This is a genomic window from Companilactobacillus bobalius (assembly GCF_009764355.1).
Genome location: NZ_LNUA01000033.1, coordinates 17,496 through 42,803, shown reverse-complemented (window position 1 = coordinate 42,803; position 25,308 = coordinate 17,496). Strand labels below are relative to the sequence as shown.

Sequence of the window (25,308 nt, the reverse complement as noted above, 5' to 3'; positions counted from 1 at the left end):
TTATAACAAAGAAAAATCCAAATGAATCAAATAGATTTTTTTCGTGAATAAGTTAAAATAGGAATATTGAAAAAGGGGTGCGATGATGAATAAGCTGATTTTAAACTTTCAAAAAAGAACCAATAGTGTGACAATTTTTGTCTACTTGCTGGGAATTATTCTAATAGCACTCCTCTTTAATAATCCAATTATTTCTCTTATCAATTTAATAGCTTTAATCTTTATGGCTATTCTGGTTAACCGTGAGAAAATAAAAACATATTTTAAATTTTCTTGCGTAATTTTTATTGTGACCTTTGCGTTTAATCTAATTTTGAATCAACGTGGAGAAGATGTACTTTGGAAGTTTTATTCGTTTCAGCTCACACAAGAATCACTGCTTAATGGGTTCATTTTGGGTATATCTTTTGTAAATTTGTTGTGGGCTTTTTATATTTATAATGCTCTGATTCGAGTAAAAACAGTCTTTGAGTTGTTGTCTAGTTTGTTGAAAAATGTAGCATTGATCTTTATTTTGACGATTCAATTCATTCCACGGATCATTCAAATTTATAATGAAACGAAGTCGATTAGAAAGTTTCGAATTCAAAATGAGGTACAACAATCTAAATTAAAGTCGACGATGGATCTAATGGAGATTATTTTGAATAAAGCTGTCGCTAGTTTTATGAACGTCTCAGATACATTAATTTTGCGTGGTTTCAATAATCATCAAAAAAGTATTGGTAAGCTGGAATACAGAGGTGCCGATTTTCTGTTATCAATTTTGATGGTGTCGGGTTTGGTTGTTGATATTGTGATGGTTATTGGTAAAGTTGGAGTCATTAATTTGGGCTCAATCGATGTTCAACTGATTTTTACTAATTCAGAACTTATTTTACTTTTGATCAACATGATTTTAATTTTATTACCAGTTATATTTGGAGGGGTAAATTACTTATGGTGGAAATTTTACATTTCAAAGATTACAGCTTCAAATACAACAACAGTCAAAAAGTATCGTTAAAAAATATTGATTTCTCCGTTCAAACGGGGGATTTTGTCGTATTAATTGGTGAAACTGGTAGTGGCAAAAGTACTTTATTGAAACAAATGTTAGCTGATTTAGCGGTGGGAAAAGTTCTATCAGGTGAATTGGTGACTGACTTGTCATTGAACAATAATAATTTTGCCTATGTTTCACAATTTGTTGACAATCAGATGGTCATGGAAACCCCGCGGGATGAATTGAAGTTTGTCTTAGATAATCAAGGCTGCAGTCAAAATGAGATTCAGTTACGAATTACGGAAATTGCCAGTTATTTAGGAATTATTGATTTGTTGGATATCAATGAAAAACGTCTCTCTGGTGGTCAAAAGCAATTAGTCAACTTGGCTAGTGCCTTAATTTTGAAGCCGAAGGTCTTGTTATTGGATGAGCCGACTTCACAATTAGACCCCATTGCAGCTGAAAAGCTATTACAGGTGGTACATAAAATTAATGAAGAGTTGAATGTCACGGTATTACTGGTTGAGCATGAGATTGATCGTGCAATTCGCTATGCCAACAGATTACTAGTCATGGAAGAGGGCAGCTTGATTGAGGATGCACCGGTGGATAAAGGGTTGCGTGATATCTATCAAAATCCTCATCTCAAAAATTATTTGACTCAAGTTGATCGTTTGATTTTGGAGCTGAATCTTCCTACAGACCAACAACTGCCTTTGAGCAATAAAGAGGTTGGGCTCCTAATAAATCAGCACAGGACATCATTAAAGAGTGTTCCTCGCAAAATTTTGGTCGACACTACCGCTGAAAATATTTTGGAGATCAAACGTTTGAATTTTCGCTTTGACTTCAATGGTCCACAGATTATCAACAATGTTAGTTTTGAGCTGAAAAGAGGTCAATCCTATTGTGTCATTGGGCCTAATGGGATGGGGAAGACGACGCTGTTAAAGACGATGACGCAACAATTGAAGCCTCAATCGGGCAAGATTTTGTTTGCTGGTCATAAGGTTCAAAATGATTTCTATCAGAAAGTTTTCGTCTTACCACAGAATCCGGCTATCCTGTTTATGGAGGATACGGTAGCTGAGGAAATCAAATATCAACTACAATTGAGTAGGCGTGACACTACTTTTGAAGCAGTGTTAGAAAAGTTTTCTCTAAAAGGTTTGGAGAAGACGAGTCCTTATGACTTGAGCGGTGGTCAGCAAGAATTCTTAGCTTTGGCTCTAGGTTTCATCAAGAACCCTCAAATATTGTTCTTGGACGAACCCACTAAAGGATTAGATCCTAATAAGAAATTAGAATTGGGTCAAATGTTGAATCAGTTTCAAAAGACTGGCGGGACAGTATTCGTGAATAGTCATGATTTATTATTTGCGGCAAGATTCTTCGATCAAATAGCGATGATGTTTGATGGTAAGATCAGTCAATTCACAACGCCAACGGTCTTTTTCAAGGATAAGTTTTTCTATACAACAGAAATTAACAAGGCATTAAGGGAAACTTTTCCATTAGCCTTATCGTGGGAGGATATTAAACGAAGTGAATCGTAAATCAATTTCATTGCTAGGTTTAGCAATTTTAGTATTAGCCTTAATGGCTGTATTTTCGAGTAAAAACTATTTACTCTTTTCTTTTGGATTTTTAATCTTAACTTTGGGTATTTACTTCTGGAAGTTTGAGAAGTCACCTCATACTTCACGGGAAATTGTTTTTATAGCAATTATCTGTGCTTTAGCGGTAGTGGGAAGAATTATCTTTGCGGCTATCCCAGCAGTTAAACCAGAACTATTTATTTTAATTTTGGGAGCTATTGTCAGTGGACCAGAAACGGGCTTTTTGATGGGAACAATCATCGCTTTAACATCGAATATGTATTTCGGCCAAGGCGCATGGACTCCATGGCAAATGTTTGCCTTAGGTTTGATTGGTTTGATATCAGGATTGATGTTGAAAAAAGATATTTCTACTTGGAAGTTAGTCCTCTGGGGCTTTTTATCAGGCTTTATTATGGGCTGGATTATGGATATTTACTATATTATTGGTTTTGTGAACCCAATTAGTTGGCAGAGCATTTTGGCTTCTCTGGCAGCAAGTTTTTATTTCGATGTTGTTCATGCTATCTTTACTGCCGTTCTACTATTATTAGTCGGTAAGCGTTGGATTAAGCTGTTTGGTAATTACCAACAAAAGTATGATTTATTTAAGAATAATAACTAATAATTAAAGGTACGAATATACTTAAATTTCCGTCTTCCGCAAGAATTGGAAATGCGTTGGAACACTATGGGCGTGACTTGAAGCTAATAATTTTACCTTTGGCAAAATTATGGATCTCTAAGATCAGCCTTATTGTAAGCGGCAAAGCCGCTAACAATAATGTCATAGCTGAACACATTTCCAATTCTTACTCCAGACTAAATGGTATTTTGATTATTTTACTTGAGGTAAATACGTAATTTTGTAAGGTGATTTGTTCTAGTAAAATAAAAACAGCCTCTATTAAAGTATTCAAGCAAAGTCTTGAATACTTAATGGAGGCTGTTTTTTTGATTTAAAATTTCTATATTTGTAATGTTAAAAATACCAGAACTAAGGAATCAATAGATATGCTAAAGCACCGATAGCTCCACCAGCTAGTGGTCCGAGAATTGGTACCCAACTGTAGCTCCAATCAGAGTCACCTTTGTTAGCGATTGGTAGAATTTGATGTGCTATTCTTGGTCCTAAGTCTCTGGCCGGGTTAATAGCATAACCAGTAGTTCCACCAAGTGAGAATCCAACAGCAGTGATTAAAAGTCCTACAACGATTGGATTTAATCCTTGAGTGAATTTACCTCTAGTAAAGGCTAATAGGGCAAAGACTAAGACAAATGTCCCAATAAATTCACTGATGAAGTTCATTGGATAGTTTCTGATAGCTGGACCTGTGGCGAAAACGCCTAAAATAGCTTTAGAATCTTTAGTTTCTTGCCAATGTGGGTAATAATTGATCCAGACGATCACGGCTCCAACGATTGCTCCTAAGATTTGGGCAATCATGTAAGGAACTACGTAACTCCAATTGAAGACGCCTGCGATAGCCATTCCTAAAGTTACAGCGGGATTCAAATGTGCTGGACTTAGAAAGGCTGAGCAATAAATACCTAAGGTTACGGCTAATCCCCAACCAAGAGAAATGGCAATCCAACCGGAACCCTCAGCTTTAGATTTTTTCAAACTAACTGCGGCAACAACGCCATCACCTAGTAGAACTAATACTAGTGTTCCAATGAATTCCCCGAGTAATTGTAATGTTAAACTGTCATGCATAAAACTTACCTCCCATCCATATTGATATCGGTTGCATAAATTGATTATATCTAGATAAAGTTGAGAATGCTAAGAATAGTCATCTTTTAAACATTATTTCTTGGTATAGTTGTTAAGAAGAATAATTATTAAGCGAGGACTATCAAATATGAAAATTTATACACGTACTGGAGATAAAGGTAAAACTAGAATTATTGGTAATGATGTTTTATATAAATCAGCCCAAAGAATTGAATCGTACGGAACAATTGACGAATTGAATTCCTTAGTTGGTGTAGTGATTGCTAATTTGTCTGAGAAAAATTTAGTTTTAAAAGATGAATTACAGGAAATCCAACAATTGTTGTTCGACTGTGGAACTGATTTGGCAATTTCAGCTACTGATAAAAAGCATGAATTTATTTTTACAGAGGATAACAAAGCGGTTGACTGGTTAGAAAAGAAAATTGATGATTATTCTGCTAAAGTTCCTGCCATTCAAAAATTTATCTTACCTGGTGGTTCGAAAACAGCCTCTAATTTACACTTATCAAGAACTGTAACTAGAAGAGCCGAACGAGAGATTGTTGCCTTGATGCAAGAGGAACCAATCAATGATTATGTGCTTAAATTTGTTAACCGTTTGTCTGACTACTTCTTTGCCGCAGCTAGATATAGCAACGTTTTGGATGGAGTAGACGATATTCAATATCGTAATAGTAAACCTGTTTTTAGATAGCATAAGAATTGTACCTATTTGCTTTTGTAAATGGGTATTTTTTTGACAAAAAATTGTTATTCTTGATGTATGAATTTTTAAGGATAGAGGAATATGACGATGAGATCACAAAAAGAAAAAATGTTAGCTGGCGACTTATATATTGCACATGATCCAGAACTTAAAAAGGATTTTTTAAAAGCTAAGAAACTATTAAAGGAATTCAACCAATCTGATGAAGAACAGGTTCCACGTAGAACCGAAATTTTACAAGATTTATTCAAAGAAGTTGGCGAAAAGCCTTATATAACACCACCGTTCTATACAGACTATGGTTGCAATACGACTATTGGAAAGAATTTCTATGCTAATTACGACCTAATCCTTTTAGATATTGCACCAGTAAAGATTGGTGACAATGTCATGTTTGGTCCTCGTGTTGGAGTTTATACAGCTGGTCATCCAATTGATCCTGTGATTCGAACAGAAGGGTACGAATATGGTAAACCAATTGAGATTGGTAATAACGTTTGGATTGGTGGTAATGTGGTGATTAATCCAAACGTTAAAATCGGTAATAATGTCGTTATCGGTTCAGGCTCAATAGTAACTAAGGATATTCCTGATAATGTGGTAGCAGTTGGTAATCCTTGCAAAGTATTAAGAAAAATCAATGACGAGGATAAAAAGTATTGGGAATTAGAGAAACAACGTTACTTTGAAAATTAAACCAAGCAAAAAGCTCAAAACCGTCAGCAAGCGATTTTGAGCTTTTTGTTTGAACTGAATCCGTAAGAAACAGTTTTTTAGTTGTTAAGGATTATACATTATCTATAGGGGAAGGATAACCAAATATTTTCTTATTTGATTATGCTTATACTTTACCGCCGAGATATGAATTAATTATTGAAAAAAATCGATGTTTGTTCTAATTAAATGTGAAGAAAAATCGATTTTACAATTCAAAGACAGATTCGAGATGTTCGAGAACACCTTGTTGATTATTATTAGTTGTTTGATATGGAGCTGTTTCTAAGACAATATCACTAGCATTTTCCATAGCAACACCATGACCGACATAACGTAACATTTCAAGATCGTTGCCACCATCCCCGAAAGCACACATTTCTTCTGGTTTGATATTTAATTTTTGTGATAAATATTCTAAACCTGTAGCTTTATTAGCTTGTGCCTGGATGATATCGATATCGCCGTGACCACTGGAAACAACGGAAACATCTTTGCCAATACCGTTAGCTAAATGTTCCATATAAGCTTCAGTTTCAGTGAGTGGGCAGTTGACTGAGAACTTGAGGATTTCGTCGTCAATATCTTCAAAACTGTCGACACTTGTAATACGTGGAAAGTAGAATTTACTAATATTGTAAAATTCCTCAGTTGCACTGTTGAGAATATAGGCCGATTTGCGACCACAGGCAATATATTGAATATGATCAGTGTTCTCCAAAACTTGAATAACTTTCTTAGTTACGGCAGCTGGAAAATGCCAAGTTTTAAAAATCTCTTGATGATTACCGACTAAAGCACCGTTTTCTGCGACAAAAAGTGTTTCAGGATAATCTTTAAAAAAATTCTTCAATTGATAATATTGATTACCACTAGCAGAAACAAAATAGATATTGTGATCAGTCATGTATTGATAAATCTTGTCGAATCTCTTAGTGTCAAAATGTTTACTGTCATCTAAGAAGGTAGCATCCATGTCAGTAGCAACTAATTTAATTGTCATAGTTAAATCCTTTCCAGTTCAGCAAAATTTTTACGGTATTGATAGGGAGTCGTGTGCTTCCAATTCTTAAAGTTTCTGATAAATGATTTGGTGCTGTTAAAGCCACTATCAATGGCAATATAGTCGATGTTTTGGTTAGTGTTGAGTAATTTCTTTTGAGTCGCTAGCAGACGTACAGTCGTGATATATTTATTGATCGACATTTGAACGGTCTGGTGAAATTGTTGATTCAAAGTTGTGACTGAGGTATTTAATTCATGAGCCAAAACCGTCCCATTCAAATCTTCAGTGTAATTACTATTGATTATTCCTAAAGCCTGGTCGATCAAACTTTCGTTGACCGAAATGTTGGAAGTGACTTTGTGGGAAAAATTATTGATTAAATTAGCCATCAAAATATAGATCCGTCCAGTCAGATTGAGATTGAAAGTGCCATCCCGAGGCTCCTGCAAAAGTTGAATCATCATTCGCAGTTGCCTTTCCAATTCTTGGTAGTTAATTAATTGTTTTAGACAAGCCGGTTTACCTTTCAGGTCAAAATGAATTTGGTCGATATCAGGATAGATTTTTTTGAGGAAGTCATAGTCAATCAAAAGGCAGAAGACGAAGACTGATTTTCTATTAACAAAAGTAGTCTCGTGAATATCTCGTGAATTGATGACCCAAATGTCACCTTGATGATATTCGTCTTCTTGATTATCATCTTTGACTAGTATGGTGTTCTTAGAAACCATGAAACCTAATTCAATATTACGGTGCCAATGTGGGGTAACACGTTTAGGTGAATTTTCATCATGAAAATAATATTTAAAAGGTACTTTTGGTGTTGGTTGAACTATTTCGTGCGTAATTTTCATTAAAGGACATACTTCTTTAGTGCTTTGGCGATACCGTCGTTGTCGTTAGTATCAGTCACATATCTAGCGTGTTCCTTAGCAATATCTGAACCATTGCCCATTGCCACGGCAGAACCAACGAAATCAAACATTGGTAAGTCGTTCTTTTCATCACCAAAAGCCATTATTTCATCGCTATTTAAACCTAAAATTTCAGCCAAAGTAGTTAAACCTTCACCTTTGTTAACCTCGGGATGCATGATTTCGATGAAGTTAGCACCGGCACGTACAACATAGTATTCATCAGAAAATTCATCTTTTACCGCTTGTTCATATTGATCTAAAGTTTCTTTTTCACCAACGATGGCAGCCTTAGCAATTTCGAAATCGGAGGCTAATTCATTCGGTTCACGAACAAAGATACCAGCACTGTTTTCCCAAGCTTGAATAACGGCAAAACGGTTAATATCGTGATTAGAAGTATAGACATTACTATTGTCATCAAGCACATAATATTGCATTTTGTGTGCTTCAACAAATTTAACGATTCTGCGGTAATCTTTATTATCGATTGTCTTACGAGAGAGAACCTTGCCAGCAGCTGTTTCTACGAGTGCACCGTTATAAGTAATAACGTATTGATTGTCGCCTTGCACGCCCAATTCATCTAGGTAATGGCTAACACCAGCTAATGGTCGACCAGAACAAAGAACAACTTTGATACCTTTAGATAAAGCTTCTTTTAAAGCCAACTTGGTAGATTCAGCAATCTTTTGGTTGGAAGTTAGTAATGTATCATCAACATCTAAAGCAATTAATTTTATACTCATGTGCTTGCCCCTTTTTAAACTTAGTTAATTAAGATAGGGATATTGTACCAAAAAAGTTAAGCGGTTTCAATTGCCACTTAACTTTTTAAAAATAATATTTCGACCAATAGTAGCCAAACCAAGCAAATAATCTTCTTGGAAATTGCGATTAAAATCTAATTTATAGTTTTGATGCAGCGGTAAATGTCGGTGGAGAGTCTGAACAATCTGGTTGATCTCTAAATCGGTTAGATTCAGCTCATCAATATAGGCAATGAGTAAATTAGGATTGATCAGACTGATAATATTTTGTAGGTGATCAATAATCTGACTTTTAGGGGATTCGTGTTGGTTGACGGTACCGTATTGAACTTCACCTGCTAATCCGTCTGCACCTGTAATAAGCTGATCATTAATAACGATTCCAACTCCAGGACCATAAAATTTAGGAAAGTAAATTCCAGCGGCAATGTTCTGACTTTCGTGTAGTGAAGAAGCTGCTCCAAAAATACAGGCATTAATATCGTTGACGATGATAGTGTCAATATTAGTTGAGACCTCAATGGCTTTAGATAATTTAATACCGCGCAGTTCTTTGACATCAATCAGTTGCAAGTATCCGTTCAATTCATCACCAGGAATACCAACAATTATCTTTTGCGGTTTGTTTTGGGCTGTCTGCTGTTTGATAAATTCTAGAAGTTGTTCGACTGAAGTTATTTTTTCATCATACTGAGTTTGAAAAATAATTTTCCCTGACAGATCAATGAGGGAATAATTTGCTTTGATATGATCATGAATTTCATTGAGTTGCAACGCCCCAAGGGTGAAGGCTTGATAATTTATTTGATAAGTTTTAGCTCGACGACCTCTGGTATCGGTAAAATCGACTGTGAGAATATTTTTTAATTCCAATAGTTCGATTAATTTATTGATGCTGACAACACTTAAACCGGTGAAGGTTGAGAGTTGTTTAGCAGAGAGGGACTTGTGGATATCCAGTAAGTGTAGGATTGATTGTAGATTATGTTCCCGGGCTGAAATTTTGCTGTTAGATGTCACTGTATTTCCTCCTAATAAGGTGTTTGGGATTAATCAATATTAATAAAAAGTTTTGTTATAATTTAGTGGAAAATATGTTTAAACAGGACGTATACTATTTGTAGTATAGATAATACGAATTGACCTAAATAAAAAATAAAGGATGGCTTTTATTATGATGAATAGCGATTATAACGTTGAGTTGAGCCGATTGAATCAGATTGAGTCAGTCGATATTCCTCATCTAGAAAATGTCAAAATGATTGTTAAAGATAGGGTGGATGCCCATTCTTATGAGCCAATGATTTGGGATCACTTGAAAACCTTGAGTGATGATCCACAACTACCTGATGATCTGACACAATTACGTGCTGGGAATCAAAAAGCCGATGTAATTACTTCTGATTCGACAGTTAGAATCGATGTAGAAATGAGTAATAAGTTAGATCGAGAAGTTAGATATCTGAAAATTTATCGCAACGACAGAAATTTATCAACTGAAAAAGCCTTAATTTATGTTCATGGTGGGGCCTATTATGGTGGGTCCGCTGAAGATACTTTACCATTTCTACGTTTATTAGCTGCTAAATTTAATGGAGTAATCTATAGTGTAGATTACAGTATCGCTCCAGAAAAACCTTATCCAACCGCTATTCAAGACTGTCTTTCGGTTCTGATGAATGTATGTGATAAACACCAACAAATTTCTCTAGCAGGTGATTCAGCTGGGGCTTCAATTGCTTTAGGTGTAAGTCAATTGAGTAGTAATATGGGTGTTTGTGAAATCTATAAGCACATTTTATTCTACCCAACAATTGTTCAAGGTTCAGATTATAATGGTCCACTTTGGAATGATCATTTGATTCCGATTAATCCAGAACAAAGACAAACACTTCATAATAACTATACACAATTTAAACGTCTAGATAAGATTATGACGAAATATTATTTGAATGGTGCTAATTATAACCTTTCAGCACCACTTATTTCACCAATGTACGCTGATCCATTGATTTTTAAAAAAGTTTTGGTAATGACAGGTGAGTTTGATCCGTTTAGATTACAAGATGAAGCCTTCGTTCAAAAAATTGGTATGGCAGGATGCGAAGCTGAATATATCCGTTACGGTGGTTTAGCACATGCCTTTTTGAATTATGTAGGTAAAATACCAGCAGTAGAAGATGCTTTAATCGAATGTGCTGAAGCTTTAAACAGTTAAAAATAGCTCCTATTTAGAATGTACATATTATCTAAATAGGAGCTATTTATTTTGTGAAAGTCTAGTAAAATGTGAACGTCATAACGCCGGCGATACCAATGAATAAAGCAATAACATCGGTAGTCCAGAGGGCATATGCGATAAAGGGTGAAGGATTGGTTATCTCGCCCTTTTTTAATTTTTTAAATGTCTTTGCTACAGAACGAAAAGTTTGAAGAGAAAGTAAAATTAGAATTACACCTATGACAATAGCCCAGATTCCCATAATAACATCTCCCTAAATATCTATTTACGAGTATCGTATCATTTCTATATAATCGGATAAAAAAACATCCTGAATGTAGTCAATTTATATCATGAGTGATGATTAAAGACAATAAAAGAATATCTTAGTAATCATAAAGATAGACAGATATATGTATCCTATGTGGTTGAAATATGCCGTCGTCCGCAAAAAATCTGTGAGCCGCTGGAACGTGGTGGACACGACTTCAAGCTAATAATTTCGTACTTTGTGCGAAATCATGGATCTCGAAGATCGGTCTTTTACTAACCTTGCTACGTAAGCTAAGTAAAATATCACCACTGAGGGCTCACAAATTTTTTACTATCGACCGATTCTTTGGATCTAATTATGCAACATCTAATTTTAAATAATGGGATGTATGGGGTGTTATTTAGTTTACTTTAATTTTTAAATCATCTGATATTTACATATATCTGAATATGAAAAAAAGGAAACCTTATAATATTAGGTTTCCCTTGATTAACGGTAGAAAACGACTCCTATTGAGTATTCGAAATATATCCTTTATTTAAAATTCTTATATAGAAGTCATTCTCGTTTATTATTTATTAAAGCAGGATTTAGTCCGGAGCAACAAGAAAATTGGCTCAGCCATGAGATTTATCTTAGCAATTTATTGCTTAGATAAAGGCCAAATTTGAAGATCCATTATTTTGCACGAAGTGTAAAATAATTAGCTCCAAGTCGGCCCATGGCGTTCCAGCCAAATTTTCTTGTTGTGGAGGACGGAATTTTTAACCACAACTAGGTAAGAAATTAGCTATTCTGAAGCTGTTTCCTCGTGATTCAGAAGGTTCTTCATATTTTTCAGTTTCTTAATCTCGATATTCCAAGTACTTACTAATACCAATACTGAACCGGTCCAAGCCAGTGGATTAGCCATGGCAGCACCGTAGAATCCGAAGATACGGATAAGAACGACACCAGCAAAGACTCTCATTAATAGTTCGGCAATACCTGCAATTGTTGGTGCTTTTTGATTGCCCAATCCTTGTAATGTATATCTGACAATGAAGAGAATTGACAAGATAAAGTAGGTCGAACCATTGAAGTAGTAGTAAATTTGAATCAAATTCAAAACTTTTGTTTCACTACCATTCATGAATAGATGAGAAATTGATTGACCAAAGAAAATCAAAAAGATTCCGATGACAAGACTAGAAATTACTGAGACTAAAATTCCATCTTTGACACCCTTCAAGATACGATCAAATTTCTTAGCACCCATATTTTGAGCAGTGAAGTTAACTAGAGCCAAACCAAAACTAAAGGCTGGTAAGGTGGCAATTTGTTCAACTCTTCCTGCAACCGTGTATGCAGCAACCGCATTGGCACCTAAGGTGTTGAGCATGAATTGTAGAATGATTGAACCAATAGCGATGATGGAAGATTGAAAGCCCATTGGCAAACTAATTTTTAACAATTCCTTGATTTCGTCCATATCAATTTTGAAATCATCACGGGTTAAAATTAAATATGGGATGTGTTTTCTAATGTAGAAATAAAGAATTACAAAAGTGATTGTTTGCGCAACAACAGTGGCTAAACCAGCACCAGCTACGCCCATCTTCAAATAGAGAATGAACACTAACTCTAAAAGAATGTTTAAAACTGTACTTACGATTAAAAAGAATAGAGGCACTCTTGAATCTCCAAGTGCTCGCATTGTGTTTCCCAAAAAATCAAAGCCTACAAAAGAAAAGATTCCTGCAAAGATAATCTCCAAAAAGATAAATGAGTCATGTAGCAACACTTTAGGTGTTTGCATGGCGACAAGCAGTGGATAAGCTACTAAAAGAGCAATCGTTGTAAAAACAACGATGATAAATAGAGAAATGATGATTCCTGAAGCAAAACTTTGTCTTACACCAGCCTCATCGTTGGCTCCATATTTTCTTGCGGTTAAAATAGTTAAACCACTGGTCATCCCTTGAGCAAATCCAATGACTAGTGCTGTTAATCCCCCTGTCGCACCAACGCTGGCTAAAGCATTGACACTGATAGTTTTACCAACAATTAAGGTATCAATAAAGCTATAGAATTGTTGGAAAAAGTTACCTAATAGCAAAGGTATGGTATACAGAAAAATAACTTTTATAGGTCTGCCGTTAGTCAGATCTATCATATGTCTAAACCCCTCCATAAAGATTATGAATATTCTATCATTTTATTTTTGATTGGTAAGGGGGTAGAACCGAAAGATTAAGTTATTTTTGAGTAACTTGTCACATCTGGGTGTAAGCGTATAAGTAAAACAAGCCATACTGACCGTAAAAGAACTCCAATTACAGTTGGTATAGCTTGTTTATTGTTATTTAGTAAGTCAATTGAATCTCTTGGTTAGCGGTTAATGGTAATTTTTGGTTAAGAAATTTGATTTCCGTATCCTTATCAGTCGTTACGATAAAAGTATTGTCAGTAACTCTGAATTTGAAATTGACATCCCTAAAAGTCATTTGAAAATCTACTTCTTCCCATTGCTTTGGCATGTGTGGATTAACTTCAAGCATCTTGCCGCGATAGTCTACACCAGCAAAGTAGGAGGTAACGACATTTAATGTTGCACCCATAACACCTAAATGGATACCTTCGGCAGTCGTACCACCTTGAATGTCATAGTAGTCGCTAGTAAGTGCTTCGTAGAATAGTTTCCAAGCTTGTTTGTCTTCACCGATTTTAAGCATCAACATTGAGTAAACGATTCGAGAAAGAGTGGAGCCATGGGTTGTTCTGGCAATATAGTATTTAATATTGTCATGAATAAATTTATTAGGGTTAACAATTGGATAATCTAAATCAAGCATAATTTTTAGAAAGGCACTCTCACGAATATTAAATAGGGCCATTAAAGTGTCAGCTTGTTTAGCAATTTGGTAATTATCAGGAGAATCATGATGGGCTTTGAGAATTCGGTCCATTCTAGAAATATTGCCATATTGTTGACGATACTTGTTAAAGTCGATTTCCTTGAGATCAAAGTAACCTTCAAATTGACCAAGAATGTCACCACTGAAGTCTAATTTGAGGTTGTGTCTGATATTATTCAGATCTTTGATGTTCTCTTGGGTGAAATTAGTTCTCTTGAGATTATCATCGATTACTTTAGCAGGTTCATCTTCAATTAATTTTGCAAGTTTCTTGAAGAACCAACTGACCATGATATTTGTATAAGCATTGTTCTTTAAGCCTTGGTTATCAGTATCACCAGGATAATTTTCGTGGAATTCATCTGGTCCCATGACATCGGAGATTGTGTACTTTCCAGTGTCAGGATCAAATTTGGACATACTAATCCAGAATTCAGCAATATCAAAAAGCATTTCCAATCCATATTGACTCATGAAAGCTTCATCTTGGGTAGCGTTGTAATAATTTAGAACATTATAGGCTACGGCTAAGGAAACGTGACGTTGTTTTCTAGAATTGTCAGGGTCCCAAGTGTTAGTCATGGGATTTAGGTGAACTTCTTGTGATTGTTCGTCACCATACATGCCACTTTGCCATGGGAACATAGCTCCTTTGTAATCGCTAGCTGCGGCATATTCTTCGGCGGCATCTAAACGGTTATAGCGATACATCATTAAGTTTTTAACCAATTCTGGATAGTGTAGGAGATAGAAGTTCATATCAAAGAGTTCATCCCAGAAAATATGTCCACGATAACCTTCACCAGTTAGGCCTCTGGAACCGACTGAAACATCTAAATGTTTGTTAGCAAGTTCTTGTGCAGCAATCGTCATACTGAAACAATTCAAATGTAATAACTTTTGTGCAGTAACGTCCCCAGAAACAATGATATTTTCTTTCTTCCAAACATCGTGCCAAGCCTCTTTTGATGCTTCTTGAGCACCTGCAAAGGTAGGGATGAATTTGTGATTTCTGGCGGTGTCAATCATGTCAGGGTTGGTTTCAAGTGAAGTGAAAATGCTGACGGCCTTTTCTAGAGTGTAAGTGTGGTTTGGTTTGACATTAAAAGCAATAAATTGGCTAGCTACCTCAGATTTATTCTCCATATAATATTGAGCATTGTCGATATCAGGATAGGAAATATTAGTCTTAATAGCTAAATCAATTTGAGATTGGTTAGTGTGAGCTAGCATTAGTATTTCTTTGTCGTTGTTTTCAATATTGTCGACGACTAAGTGTTTATTGGCCAAATTACGATATCTAGCGACATTGCTGTTCACAACTGAAGCGTCTGTTTGAGTCAATAAAGTTATTTTGCCATAGAAATTCAGGGGTGTGACAGAATATTGAAGGTAGTAATCGTGATAATTTTTCAGGTCGGCCAATTTTTTAGCAACTACTTTCAATTCTTTGCCATCATCCAACTTTATAATAGTAGAAATTGTTAAAATTCCATGTTTCATGTCTAGAGAACGTACGGATTCCTGAACCAAATCATCTTTGATTCTAAGATAGTCACCTTCATCTACTTTAAAGCTGATATATTGGGAATTTGGCAGGTTAACGAGGTCTTCATTGATAACTTCACGGCCATTGATTGGAGTAGATAATTGATTGAAGACGCCAGCAACATACGTGGCAGGATAATTGTCGTCATTAGCTTTGGCTTCTAAGTAAGTACCCCTTAAACCTAAAAAGCCATTACCGATTGTTTGCATGGATTCTTGACCGTATTGACGTTTGTCGTGATCCAAATGGTTGTAGTCCAAGTGCCAGCCGGAGTAACTAATCGCATTGTGAATGGCCAAAGCCAGACCATCTTTGCGGATGTCTTCCATATTGACTACTGGAACGTGGAAGATATTTTCCAAATCATTGCGACAATCGATCGTTTGGCCATTATAGGTAATTAAATTTTTATTTAGTAAACTTTCATGTGTATTTGTAAGTATCAAAGAATCGATTGGAGTCGAAAGATTTTTTGCAAAATCCTGAAAATTTTCTTTTAACTCTTGTCCAGGATTAAGCTTATAACTTTGTTGATCAGTTAGATCTTTATTGTCGGAATAAATAATTTCATCATCTGTAAACTTTAAATATAAGGGTTTCATGACTATTTCCTCCATAAATAAAAAGCTATATATTTGTTTAAACACATTATTACAATACGTATTATACACCCCGTCAATACGGTTTTAGTGCGAATTTTATAATAAAAAATGTTCTAACTTGATGTTTATACATGACAAGACGTATTATTATTATGAATGAAAGATGTAACCGGTTACTAAATTTAAGGAGGTGCTATTCTTATGAAGAGTACAGTTAAAATGCTTGCTCCCGTAAATGGTCAGGCTGTACCAATAACTGAAGTTCATGACCCAATGTTTTCTGAAAAAGATATGGGTGACGGATTTGGAGTTATTCCTACTGGAAATGAGATTTTGTCCCCAGTCTCTGGGAAAGTTATGTTAGTAGCTTCAACGAAACACGCAATTGGATTCAGTACTGATGATGGATTAGAAGTTTTGGTTCACATGGGTGTTGATACAGTTGAATTAAACGGTGCTCCTTTTGAACTATTTGTTAAAGAAGGAGATACAGTTACAGCTGGTCAAAAGATAGCTACAATGGACATTGATGCTGTCAAAAAGGCTGGTAAAGTAACAGATGTGATCGTTGCTCTTACCAATACTAATAAGATGGTTAAAGATGTTAACGTCACTAAAGGTGATGTTAAAGCTGGTAACAGTGTTGCTGAAGTTAGTTTGATGGCTCCTGGAGAATCTACTGCTAAACCATCAGGCAAGGTCGATTATGACCAGCTAGGTAAAGATATCGTTAAGAATGTTGGTGGAGTAAGTAACGTTGAAAATGTTATTCACTGTATCACACGTGTTCGTTTCTATTTGAAAGATGACAACAAAGCTAACGATGACACTATCAAATCCATGAAGGGTGTTCTAGATGTCGCTAAAGCTGGTGGACAATATCAAGTTGTTATTGGACCTGCAGTTGAAGATGTTTATGATGCTGTTGTTAAAGCTTTAGGACCTGGATTTGGTGGAGATTCTGAAGTTAAGAAAGAAAAGGTTGAAGCTCCAAGAGGTGTTTGGCCTAAGACAAAGTTTTATTTCAGTGCTTTAATTGGTGTAATCACAGCCAGCATGATGCCTATCATTGGATTGTTAGCTGCATCAGGTATTTTAAAGGGATTATTAGCTTTAATCGTTTCAGCTAAATGGTTATCTGCAACAAGTTCTACATATATGATTATTAGTGCAATGGGTGATTCAGTATTTTATTTCCTACCTATTCTAGTTGGTTTCACAGCTGCTAAGAGATTAGGTGCTAACCAGATCATCATGGGTGTTATCGGTGGTGTTTTGGCATATCCAACCTTGGTACAAGTAGCAACTAAAACAAGTAGTACCGCAATGAATTTCAACAGTAACTTCTTTGGTATTCCTATTCATATCGCAAACTATACTTATTCAATTTTCCCAATGATCGCTGCGGCATGGATTGCTTCAAAGATAGAACCATGGCTCAAGAAACACATTGTTATGTCACTACGTATGATCCTTAGTCCTCTACTAGAAGTATTTATTGTCAGTGCAATTATTATCGTTATCGTCGGACCAGTTATTACACTTCTAAGTTCTTACTTAGCAAATGGTATCGTTGCTCTATTGAAGTTCAGTCCTGCTATTTCTGGATTGTTGATCGGTGGATTCTATCAATGTTTGGTTATCTTCGGTTTACACTGGGCTGTTATTCCCGTTGTTGCTAGTCAAATTGCTACAACAGGACACAGTGCATTGAACGCTATTGTTTCTGCAACAATGGTTGCTCAAGGTGCTGCTGCAATGGCTGTCTTTGTTAAAACAAAGAAGAACATTGATATGAAACAAATTGCCGGTGCCGCTACACTTTCAGCTTTTGCTGGAGTTACAGAACCTGCAATGTATGGTATTAATTTGAAATATGGTCGTATCTTCTGGACAGCAAATATCGGTAGTGCCGTTGGTGGCTTGATTACCGGATTAATGCATGTTGATATGTGGGGCTTCGCCGGTTCATTAATCGGATTTGCTTCATTCATCAATCCAAAGGGTATTGACAGTAGCTTCACAGGATACTTAATCGCATCAGCTGTTACAATTGTTGTTTCATTTGTATGTACATACCTCTTCGGATTCAAAGAAGAAGACCTTGAAAGCAGTCATGCTGTTGAAAAGGTAAGATTAGGTAGCCGTGAACCTGCACAAGCTAACTAATAAAAAAATTAATATTGAACTAGAAAGAATTTGCCATATAATAATGACAAGTTCTTTTTATTTTGGAGATGATTGATTTGTCAAAAGTAGAATTACGCCAAGCACAGCCAGAAGATCTAGAAGAATTTTGGCAATTAGCTTTTAGTGATCCCAATGCGGGGTGGACAAAACTAAACGGTCCATACTTTCACGATGATTTACCTACTAAAGAAGAGTTCATTAATGAACTAGCACCAAAAGTTTGGTTAGGCGATAAGGAACATTATTGATTACAAACGATGGTAAAATCGTTGGTTCCGTTGGTGGACATTTTAAAGATGGAAAATTAGCAAAGTGGTACGACATGGGAATTACCATTTATGAGACAAATACTTGGGATAAACATATCGGAAGTCAAGCTCTAAAACTTTATATTACTTACTTATTCAATCTTTTTGACTTCCCACATTTAGGCTTAACAACATGGTCTGGAAACCCACGAATGATGCACGTAGCCGAAAAAATTGGAATGAAACAAGAAGCAAGAATTCGTCAAGTTCGTTTTTATGAAGGTAAGTATTACGATTCAGTTCAATACGGAATTTTACGTGATGAATGGAAGTAAAAAATAACAAAAAACATCTATTAAGGACACCATAAGTTTGTGTAGTGAAATTAATAGATGTTTTTTGTTTTTGTAAATTTGGTTCTTTTTTGACTATATAGAGTTAAAAAATTCAAAATGCTGCGGTTTTACTTGATAATATTGGAAACGAAAAACTAGTCGGTAGTAAAAAATCTGTGAGCCCTCAGTGGTGATATTTTACTTAGCTTGCGTAGCAAGGTTAGTAAAAGACCGAGCTTCGAGATCCATGATTTCGCACAAAGTGTGAAATCATGGATCTCGAAGTCGGTCTACCACGTTCCAGCGGCTCACAGATTTTTTGCGGACGACGGCAATAGAAGTACATTTTTTTCACGTGATTTCAAAATATCATACTACTACAGTTAAGATTTCTAAAAATTATTTGAAAAATATGCAATAATATTAATAGTCTAGAAAATCACGTGAGGAGTTTAGATATGGAATATATGATTGGCGTTGATATTGGAACGACCAGTACGAAGAGTGTCTTATACGACATGGAAGGAAAGGTCATTGCATACGCTAATAGTGGTTACCAATTATACCAAGATGTCCCTGATATGGCAGAGGAAGATCCAGATGATATTTTCGATGCTGTGGTAGAGGTTCTGGGACAAGTTATTCGTAAAGGTAAAATCAAACGGGGTGAATTGAAGGGAATTTCGTTCTCATCAGCAATGCACAGTTTGATTTTAATGGATAAAGATGATCAACCTTTGACTCGTGCTATTACTTGGGCAGATAATCGAGCTGCTAAATATAGTGAAGAGTTGAAAGAAAATGGATTGGGTGCTGAGATTTACGCTAAAACAGGAACACCAATTCATCCAATGGCTCCGTTATCAAAAATTCTTTGGATAAAGAATGAGAAACCAGAGTTGTTTGCTCAAACTAAGAAGTTTATTGATTTAAAAACTTACATTTTCTTCAGATTATTCGGTGTTTATAAGATGGAATACTCAATTGCTTCCGCAACTGGGATGTTTAATATCTTTAAATTAGCCTGGGAACCACAAGCCTTGGAACTCCTGGGTATTACTACTGATCAATTACCTGAATTGGTTGAACCTACTGATACAATTACTGGGCTTAATCCCAAATATGGTAAGTTGTTGGGTATCTCTAAAAATATTCCATTCGTTTTTGGTGCCAGTGATGGTGTTCTTTCAAACTTGGGTGTCGATGCAATTGATCCTGGGGTCGTGGCTGTCACAATCGGAACAAGTGGTGCCGTCCGTGTTGTCGTCGATAAACCAGTTGTTGATCCAGATGGACATTTATTCTGTTACGCTTTGACAAAAGATAAATGGGTTGTCGGTGGACCAGTTAATAATGGAGGAATTGTTTTCCGTTGGGTTAAAGATCAGTTGTTCGCTCCAGAAAAGATTACTGCTGAACAAATGCAAGTTTCTACCTATGATATTTTGACACAGATTGCTGAAAAGATTCCTGCTGGGTCTGATGGTTTGTTGTTCCATCCTTATTTAGGTGGAGAACGTGCCCCAATTTGGAATGCTTATGCGCGTGGATCATTCTTCGGTTTAACTAGAAAACATACACGTGCCCACATGGTTAGAGCTGCTTTGGAAGGAATCGTTTATAATCTCTACATTGTGATGCTGACGATTGAAAGAGTAACTGGTAAGCCTAAGAGTATTCAAGCTACTGGCGGCTTTGCTCGTTCAGCCCTTTGGAGACAAATGCTAGCTGATATTTTTGAGCAAGATGTTACTATTCCTGAAAGTTTCGAAAGTTCCTGTTTGGGAGCTGCCGTACTAGGCATGTATGCCCTAGGATATGTTGACGATTTATCTGCTGTTAAGGGTATGGTCGGTGTTACAGACGTTCACAAACCTAATGAAAAGAATTTTGAAGTTTATCGTGAACTCTTACCAATTTGGATTCGCTTGTCACAAGTTTTGGAACCTGAATATAAGAGTATTGCGGAATTTCAAAAGAAACATATGAAATAAATTAAAGTGCGCTAATAACGCATTTTTTTATGTCAAAAAATTTAAAGGGGATTACAAATGGCTTTCTTGGTATTGATTTTAGGTGTGGCATTACTGCTGTTCTTGATCATCAAATTAAAATTTAATACATTTCTTTCATTAATAATTACTTCTATAGTAGTGGGAATTGGTTTAGGAATTCCCTTAACCAAAATAGCAACCAGTATTCAAGATGGGATTGGTGGACAATTAGGTGAACTTTCAATTGTCTTTGGATTCGGTGCGATGCTTGGCCGTTTGGTTGCTGACGCTGGGGGTGCCTACCGAATTTCGCACACTTTGATTCAAAAGTTCGGTAAAAAGAAATTACAACTAGCAATTGTTTTAGCTTCATTCATTATCGGAATCGCTTTGTTCTTTGAAGTGGGGATGGTCTTGTTAATTCCTATTGTCTTCGCTATTGCTGTGGAAGCAGGGGTTTCAATTCTTTATTTAGGAATTCCAATGGCTGCGGCTTTGTCAGTTACTCATGGATTCTTACCACCACATCCAGCCCCAACAGCTATCAGTACAGTTTTGAGTGCTAATGCGGGTCAAGTGTTACTTTACGGAATTATTGTAGCTATTCCAGCAGTAATAGTAGCGGGTCCATTGTATACGAAATTGGCGCAAAGAATTGTTCCAGATGCTTTTAATCGTAAGGGAAATTTAACGGCCTTAGGACCTCAAAAGAATTTTAAACTGGAAGATACACCTAGTTTTGGTATTAGTGTTTTAACATCATTGTTCCCTGTAGTCTTGATGGCTATTACAACTATCTATCAATTAGTCATTGATGGAGGTTCAGTTCCTGACAATCCAACTAAATTAGATTCAATCATTGCTTTTATTGGAACGCCAGCTATTACAATGACGATTTCTTTACTACTAGCAATTTACACAATGGGTTGGGCAAGAAGATTCAAAACACCAGATATTATGAAGAGTTTGGAAGATGCTATCAAATCGATTGCCATGTTACTACTTGTAATTGGTGGTGGAGGGGCCTTCAAACAAGTCTTGATTGATGGTGGTGTCGGTAATGCGGTTATGAAATTATTTACTGGCGTTAATATTTCACCTTTACTTTTGGGATGGCTAATTGCTGTTGTATTACGTATTGCTTTAGGTTCTGCAACAGTGGCTTCATTAACAGCTGCTGGCTTGGTTTATCCTCTGATGACCTCAGCAGGTGTAAATCCAGCTTTAATGGTTTTAGCAATCGGTGCTGGATCATTAGCAGTTTCTCATGTAAATGATGCTGGATTCTGGATGTTTAAGGAATATTTCGATTTAACAGTTAAGGAAACATTAATGACTTGGACGGTGCTAGAGACCTTGATATCAGTCGTTGGCATCATTTGTGTAATGATATTGAGTGCTTTTGTTTAATGATTATTATAAGAATACTCTCATATTTTCAGAATAAGTTTTAATTATTTTCAAATTCATAAAAAGTAAAATCTTATTATACCAACGATAGTTAGACCTATTGTTTCAGAATTGTTACTAAAATTACAGAAAAGCCTGCTTTTGTAATTTGACAGACGTAATTGTGTAATAAACACCTGTTAGTATATGCAACATAGCAAATGAGGGCTAGACAATAATTTTAAATATAAGGATGTAATTAATTCATGAAAAAAGTTTTATCTATCGCTTTAGTAAGTACAACAGCTTTAACAGCACTTGCAGCAACATCACAAACTGCTCAAGCTGCAGTACAACTCGACAGTAACCATGTTCAAGTTGAAGCAGGAGACACATACAAGAGTATCGCTGCTAACTCAGGTGTAACAATCGCCGAACTAGAACAAGCAAACGGCCGTGAAGTTGGCGGATTTGACTTAATCTTCCCTGGTGAAACAGTTACATTGCCAGGTGCTACTACAACAACATCAACTACAGATGCTCAACAGACAGTAACACCACAAACTGATGTTCAACAAACAAGTAACCAAGAGACAACTACACAAACACAAAGTACTACACAAGAAAATACACAAACACAAGCAGTTACACAAAGTGCTTCTGAAACACAAACAACAAGCACAAATACAACTGGTACATCACAAGGTACATTCAAGATCAGTTTCTATGATCCAGCCGTATTAGGTTCAAACATGGGTTATAGCGGTGTTGCTGCTAACCTTTCAGTATTCCCTAAGGGTACAACACTTAAGATCACACTTTCTGACGGTACAGTATTGATCAGAACAGTTAATGATACAGGTACATTTGCATACAGTAACCCTAACCAATTAGACGTTGCTATGCCAAATAACCAAATTCCTTCATACGGTGTTACAACAGCATCAGTTGAAGTACTTTAAGAATAATTCTTAAATAAACAAATAAGTCGATGAATGAAAGTAATATTCCATTCACCGGCTTTTTTTGTTTATAACTATTTTGTTGGAGTTAATCCTTTAACGATAAACTCTGTGACGTGTTCTATTTCCAAAGGTTCGTCCCACTTCTTTTCGTCCACGATAATATAATGTTGGATCAAGTATCCTAAAATATTTGAGGCTAGGAATCGAAAAATCTCAAGATTGTCCCAATCAATCAATAAATTTTTTTGCTTTAACTCATCCAGAACCTGATTGAACTGTTTAAATGATTTTTTAGGAATACTTTCAATCAAACGGTCATGTATATCTTGATCGTAGATAAATTCGTTCAAGAATATCTTCATTATTTTATGGTTGTATTTAAAGAGTGAGATACGATCATTTATCATAGTTGTTAAAAAATATTTTAAATTAAGGCTGCCATTCTGATAAGTGGTTTGAGAAAATTGATCTAAATCCTGGGGTAGAATTTTATGGGTCAGGGGTGTCAGAATTGCCATCAATAATTCTTCTTTATTTTTAAACTTACGAAAAATGCTTCCTTCAGAAACTCCAGCATGCTCAGAAATTTCTTTAGTTGAAGTATTGGCATAGCCTTGCTTAGAAAATAAGTCGATAGCTGATTGGAAAATCAATTTTTGTTTTGGCGTTAGCTTTTCAGTTTTTTCTGCTTCACGATAAATATCAAATTGATTGTCCATATGTCATACCTCATTTTTTATTGATAGTTCCATTCTATCCTAAATGGAACACAAGAGGTAAAACTTCGAAATATTTTTAGGCATGTTTGATAGTAGTGCTGTTTCTGTAACCAAAGTAGAACTGAACAAGGGCAACGACAATATTTGCGTAATTCATAATATTGAACCAAGTATCGATACCACTAACTTTGGTGGCTCCGAAGTAAACCCAGAATCCAACGATAACGGCAACTACATTAATCCAAGCAAAAGTCTTTTGAAGTTTTTGATTATCAGTTACGAACCACATCCGAATTACATTGATAATGAACCAAATTGCTAGAATCCAAAACATTGTTGTAAACATAATATCCTCTCCTTTGTATGATAGTGAGTACTCACTATCAATTTACAAATTCGATTATAGTTCTTTCTTTTAAAAATGCAACAAAAAAATGTTTTAAAAAAAAGAATATAAAAATAACCCTGATTTATCAGGGTTATTTGGTATTTGGAATTGATTATTTGTTCAAACGAGTACCATTGATTGTCTCACGAATCTCTTTAAAGACATCAGTCGTTTGTTTGTCATCTTTCATAGCAGTCAAAACAAAGAGAGTATCAATCAAGGAGATTTGGGCAATAATAGCGTGCAAGGCCTCGTCTTGATAGTTTGTTTCTTCGGAAATCGATAGTAAGGTCAAATCAACAATTTTAGTCAAAGATGAATTGCCATAACTGGTGATTCCGATAGTTTTAATTTTCTTTTCGTGTAACTTTTGAGCTAATTTCAGGGCATCCTTATTCTCACCACTGTGTGAAATTATTACGGCACAGGTATCAGATCTCAAAGTAGTTGCCATCATTAATTGCATGTGAAAGTCATTAGCAAATAATGGAGTTTTATCTGATTTCAAGAATTTGTGGTAGCCATCTAAAGCAACGATAGCTGAAGCACCTAATCCGAAGAAAGCAATAGAGTTCTTACTGGCAATTATTTCGATAGCCAATTGTAATTGTTCTTGGGTCAGAGTATCAATCGTAGCATTTAAGGCTGACACATTAGATGTGAAAACTTTTTTCGCCATTTCTTTAAGGGTATCGTCAGAATTGATCTCTTGAAAGAGGTTATTAGATTCTTTCTTGTCTGTTGTTGATGTGAGCAGATTGATTTTTAATTCTTGGAAACTATTAAATCCTAATTTCTTTGCAAAACGAGAAATAGAAGAAATAGAAGAATTAGTCTTTTTAGCCAAATCGGTAATGGTTAGAGCCGAACTAGTTTGGGGATTTTCTAAAAGATAGTCAGCGATATCCTTTGAAGTCCCGGTTAAGTTGTCATAGTAGGATTTGATCAACATATTAAAATTATTTTGCATAGGCTTTACCTCACAATAATAAGATAGCACAATTTTATTTGTCTGAAAAGTTTTTTCTATAAAACTATTGATTTTTAAAAATAATTTTCATATACTATAGTCAATAAATGAAAGCGCTTTACAAAGGGAG

At 35.6% G+C, this 25,308-nt stretch carries 21 protein-coding genes and 1 pseudogene; 11 read left to right on the top strand and 11 right to left on the bottom strand.

Translation table 11 applies throughout. From position 1 onward, the window contains the following. Nucleotides 1–85 precede the first annotated feature (85 nt). Genes ATN92_RS11640 through ATN92_RS11630 form a run of 3 tightly spaced genes read left to right on the top strand, consistent with a single transcriptional unit; the run spans nt 86 to nt 3,211 of the window. On the top strand, nt 86–1,006 hold the full coding sequence (locus ATN92_RS11640) for an energy-coupling factor transporter transmembrane component T (RefSeq protein WP_056951834.1): 921 nt from the start codon (nt 86–88) through the stop codon (nt 1,004–1,006). Continuing rightward, nucleotides 940–2,544, top strand: coding sequence for an ABC transporter ATP-binding protein (locus ATN92_RS11635; RefSeq protein ID WP_056951836.1), 1,605 nt, complete (start codon nt 940–942; stop codon nt 2,542–2,544). Before ATN92_RS11640 ends, ATN92_RS11635 begins: the two co-directional genes overlap by 67 nt. Continuing rightward, on the top strand, nt 2,534–3,211 hold the full coding sequence (locus ATN92_RS11630; RefSeq protein WP_056951838.1) for an ECF transporter S component: 678 nt from the start codon (nt 2,534–2,536) through the stop codon (nt 3,209–3,211). The genes ATN92_RS11635 and ATN92_RS11630 overlap by 11 nt, the downstream gene beginning before the upstream one ends. 372 nt (nt 3,212–3,583) lie before the next feature. On the opposite strand, the gene ATN92_RS11625 is transcribed toward ATN92_RS11630, so the two are convergent. After that, nucleotides 3,584–4,303, bottom strand: coding sequence for an MIP/aquaporin family protein (locus ATN92_RS11625; protein ID WP_056951840.1), 720 nt, complete (start codon nt 4,301–4,303; stop codon nt 3,584–3,586). A 148-nt stretch (nt 4,304–4,451) separates the two neighbouring features. Between ATN92_RS11625 and ATN92_RS11620 the strand changes: the two genes are divergently transcribed. Then, the gene (locus ATN92_RS11620) at nt 4,452–5,021 is read left to right on the top strand and encodes a cob(I)yrinic acid a,c-diamide adenosyltransferase (RefSeq protein WP_056951843.1); all 570 of its coding nucleotides are present in this window, start codon (nt 4,452–4,454) and stop codon (nt 5,019–5,021) included. 99 nt (nt 5,022–5,120) lie between these two features. Continuing rightward, nucleotides 5,121–5,729, top strand: coding sequence for a sugar O-acetyltransferase (locus ATN92_RS11615; protein ID WP_056951845.1), 609 nt, complete (start codon nt 5,121–5,123; stop codon nt 5,727–5,729). Between the two features lie 226 nt (nt 5,730–5,955). Here the strand turns inward: ATN92_RS11615 and ATN92_RS11610 are convergent, their stop codons facing one another. The 4 genes from ATN92_RS11610 to ATN92_RS11595 form a co-directional block, all read right to left on the bottom strand. After that, a complete protein-coding gene (locus ATN92_RS11610; protein WP_056951847.1) occupies nt 5,956–6,750 on the bottom strand; it encodes a Cof-type HAD-IIB family hydrolase in 795 nt (264 codons plus the stop codon). A 2-nt stretch (nt 6,751–6,752) separates the two neighbouring features. Continuing rightward, nucleotides 6,753–7,607: an AraC family transcriptional regulator gene (locus ATN92_RS11605; protein WP_056951849.1), complete on the bottom strand. Its 855-nt coding sequence runs from the start codon at nt 7,605–7,607 to the stop codon at nt 6,753–6,755. Further along, nucleotides 7,607–8,416 carry a Cof-type HAD-IIB family hydrolase gene (locus ATN92_RS11600; RefSeq protein ID WP_056951851.1) on the bottom strand — a complete coding sequence of 270 codons (810 nt, stop codon included), beginning with the start codon at nt 8,414–8,416 and terminating at the stop codon, nt 7,607–7,609. Before ATN92_RS11600 ends, ATN92_RS11605 begins: the two co-directional genes overlap by 1 nt. 66 nt (nt 8,417–8,482) lie before the next feature. Further along, the gene (locus ATN92_RS11595; RefSeq protein WP_056951853.1) at nt 8,483–9,457 is read right to left on the bottom strand and encodes an ROK family protein; all 975 of its coding nucleotides are present in this window, start codon (nt 9,455–9,457) and stop codon (nt 8,483–8,485) included. 154 nt (nt 9,458–9,611) lie between these two features. Here ATN92_RS11595 and ATN92_RS11590 point away from each other — a divergent pair, with 154 nt between their 5' ends. Continuing rightward, nucleotides 9,612–10,655 carry an alpha/beta hydrolase fold domain-containing protein gene (locus tag ATN92_RS11590; RefSeq protein ID WP_056951855.1) on the top strand — a complete coding sequence of 348 codons (1,044 nt, stop codon included), beginning with the start codon at nt 9,612–9,614 and terminating at the stop codon, nt 10,653–10,655. Nucleotides 10,656–10,716: 61 nt separating this feature from the next. Here ATN92_RS11590 and ATN92_RS11585 read toward each other — a convergent pair whose 3' ends face one another. From ATN92_RS11585 to ATN92_RS11575, 3 genes are all read right to left on the bottom strand, one after another. Continuing rightward, nucleotides 10,717–10,920: a hypothetical protein gene (locus tag ATN92_RS11585; protein WP_056951857.1), complete on the bottom strand. Its 204-nt coding sequence runs from the start codon at nt 10,918–10,920 to the stop codon at nt 10,717–10,719. An 802-nt stretch (nt 10,921–11,722) separates the two neighbouring features. After that, nucleotides 11,723–13,105 (bottom strand): MATE family efflux transporter, encoded by a 1,383-nt coding sequence (locus tag ATN92_RS11580; protein ID WP_143444265.1) that lies wholly within the window; start codon nt 13,103–13,105, stop codon nt 11,723–11,725. A gap of 172 nt (nt 13,106–13,277) precedes the next feature. After that, entirely contained in the window at nt 13,278–15,980 is a 2,703-nt protein-coding gene (locus ATN92_RS11575) for a glycoside hydrolase family 65 protein (protein ID WP_056951861.1), read from the bottom strand. 201 nt (nt 15,981–16,181) lie between these two features. On the opposite strand from ATN92_RS11575, the gene ATN92_RS11570 reads away from it, so the two are divergent. From ATN92_RS11570 to ATN92_RS11550, 5 genes and pseudogenes are all read left to right on the top strand, one after another. After that, nucleotides 16,182–18,149, top strand: a complete 1,968-nt coding sequence (locus ATN92_RS11570) for a PTS sugar transporter subunit IIABC (RefSeq protein WP_056951862.1) — start codon at nt 16,182–16,184, stop codon at nt 18,147–18,149. 68 nt (nt 18,150–18,217) lie between these two features. Continuing rightward, a pseudogene (locus ATN92_RS11565) lies at nt 18,218–18,753 on the top strand (GNAT family N-acetyltransferase). Between the two features lie 458 nt (nt 18,754–19,211). Then, nucleotides 19,212–20,747, top strand: a complete 1,536-nt coding sequence (gene gntK / locus ATN92_RS11560) for a gluconokinase (RefSeq protein WP_056951863.1) — start codon at nt 19,212–19,214, stop codon at nt 20,745–20,747. 57 nt (nt 20,748–20,804) lie between these two features. After that, complete coding sequence (locus ATN92_RS11555; RefSeq protein ID WP_056951865.1) at nt 20,805–22,157, top strand: gluconate:H+ symporter; 1,353 nt, start codon at nt 20,805–20,807, stop codon at nt 22,155–22,157. A gap of 245 nt (nt 22,158–22,402) precedes the next feature. Continuing rightward, nucleotides 22,403–23,098, top strand: coding sequence for a LysM peptidoglycan-binding domain-containing protein (locus tag ATN92_RS11550; protein WP_056951867.1), 696 nt, complete (start codon nt 22,403–22,405; stop codon nt 23,096–23,098). Between the two features lie 74 nt (nt 23,099–23,172). Here the strand turns inward: ATN92_RS11550 and ATN92_RS11545 are convergent, their stop codons facing one another. The 3 genes from ATN92_RS11545 to ATN92_RS11535 all read right to left on the bottom strand — a co-directional run bounded on the left by ATN92_RS11545 (nt 23,173) and on the right by ATN92_RS11535 (nt 25,178). After that, nucleotides 23,173–23,820, bottom strand: coding sequence for a TetR/AcrR family transcriptional regulator (locus tag ATN92_RS11545; protein WP_056951870.1), 648 nt, complete (start codon nt 23,818–23,820; stop codon nt 23,173–23,175). 76 nt (nt 23,821–23,896) lie between these two features. Then, on the bottom strand, nt 23,897–24,166 hold the full coding sequence (locus tag ATN92_RS11540) for a hypothetical protein (protein WP_056951872.1): 270 nt from the start codon (nt 24,164–24,166) through the stop codon (nt 23,897–23,899). A 154-nt stretch (nt 24,167–24,320) separates the two neighbouring features. Beyond that, a complete protein-coding gene (locus tag ATN92_RS11535; protein WP_056951874.1) occupies nt 24,321–25,178 on the bottom strand; it encodes a MurR/RpiR family transcriptional regulator in 858 nt (285 codons plus the stop codon). Between the last annotated feature and the right edge of the window lie 130 nt (nt 25,179–25,308).

Coding starts and splice junctions, on each gene's coding strand:
- ATN92_RS11590 (WP_056951855.1), top strand. CDS start 9,612: ATGATGAATAGCGATTATAACGTTGAGTTGAGCCGATTGAATCAGATT.
- ATN92_RS11575 (WP_056951861.1), bottom strand. CDS start 15,980: ATGAAACCCTTATATTTAAAGTTTACAGATGATGAAATTATTTATTCC.
- ATN92_RS11555 (WP_056951865.1), top strand. CDS start 20,805: ATGGCTTTCTTGGTATTGATTTTAGGTGTGGCATTACTGCTGTTCTTG.
- ATN92_RS11635 (WP_056951836.1), top strand. CDS start 940: ATGGTGGAAATTTTACATTTCAAAGATTACAGCTTCAAATACAACAAC.
- ATN92_RS11620 (WP_056951843.1), top strand. CDS start 4,452: ATGAAAATTTATACACGTACTGGAGATAAAGGTAAAACTAGAATTATT.
- ATN92_RS11550 (WP_056951867.1), top strand. CDS start 22,403: ATGAAAAAAGTTTTATCTATCGCTTTAGTAAGTACAACAGCTTTAACA.
- ATN92_RS11640 (WP_056951834.1), top strand. CDS start 86: ATGAATAAGCTGATTTTAAACTTTCAAAAAAGAACCAATAGTGTGACA.
- ATN92_RS11540 (WP_056951872.1), bottom strand. CDS start 24,166: ATGTTTACAACAATGTTTTGGATTCTAGCAATTTGGTTCATTATCAAT.
- ATN92_RS11545 (WP_056951870.1), bottom strand. CDS start 23,820: ATGGACAATCAATTTGATATTTATCGTGAAGCAGAAAAAACTGAAAAG.
- gntK (WP_056951863.1), top strand. CDS start 19,212: ATGGAATATATGATTGGCGTTGATATTGGAACGACCAGTACGAAGAGT.
- ATN92_RS11615 (WP_056951845.1), top strand. CDS start 5,121: ATGAGATCACAAAAAGAAAAAATGTTAGCTGGCGACTTATATATTGCA.
- ATN92_RS11580 (WP_143444265.1), bottom strand. CDS start 13,105: ATGGAGGGGTTTAGACATATGATAGATCTGACTAACGGCAGACCTATA.
- ATN92_RS11570 (WP_056951862.1), top strand. CDS start 16,182: ATGAAGAGTACAGTTAAAATGCTTGCTCCCGTAAATGGTCAGGCTGTA.
- ATN92_RS11600 (WP_056951851.1), bottom strand. CDS start 8,416: ATGAGTATAAAATTAATTGCTTTAGATGTTGATGATACATTACTAACT.
- ATN92_RS11535 (WP_056951874.1), bottom strand. CDS start 25,178: ATGCAAAATAATTTTAATATGTTGATCAAATCCTACTATGACAACTTA.
- ATN92_RS11625 (WP_056951840.1), bottom strand. CDS start 4,303: ATGCATGACAGTTTAACATTACAATTACTCGGGGAATTCATTGGAACA.
- ATN92_RS11610 (WP_056951847.1), bottom strand. CDS start 6,750: ATGACAATTAAATTAGTTGCTACTGACATGGATGCTACCTTCTTAGAT.
- ATN92_RS11605 (WP_056951849.1), bottom strand. CDS start 7,607: ATGAAAATTACGCACGAAATAGTTCAACCAACACCAAAAGTACCTTTT.
- ATN92_RS11585 (WP_056951857.1), bottom strand. CDS start 10,920: ATGGGAATCTGGGCTATTGTCATAGGTGTAATTCTAATTTTACTTTCT.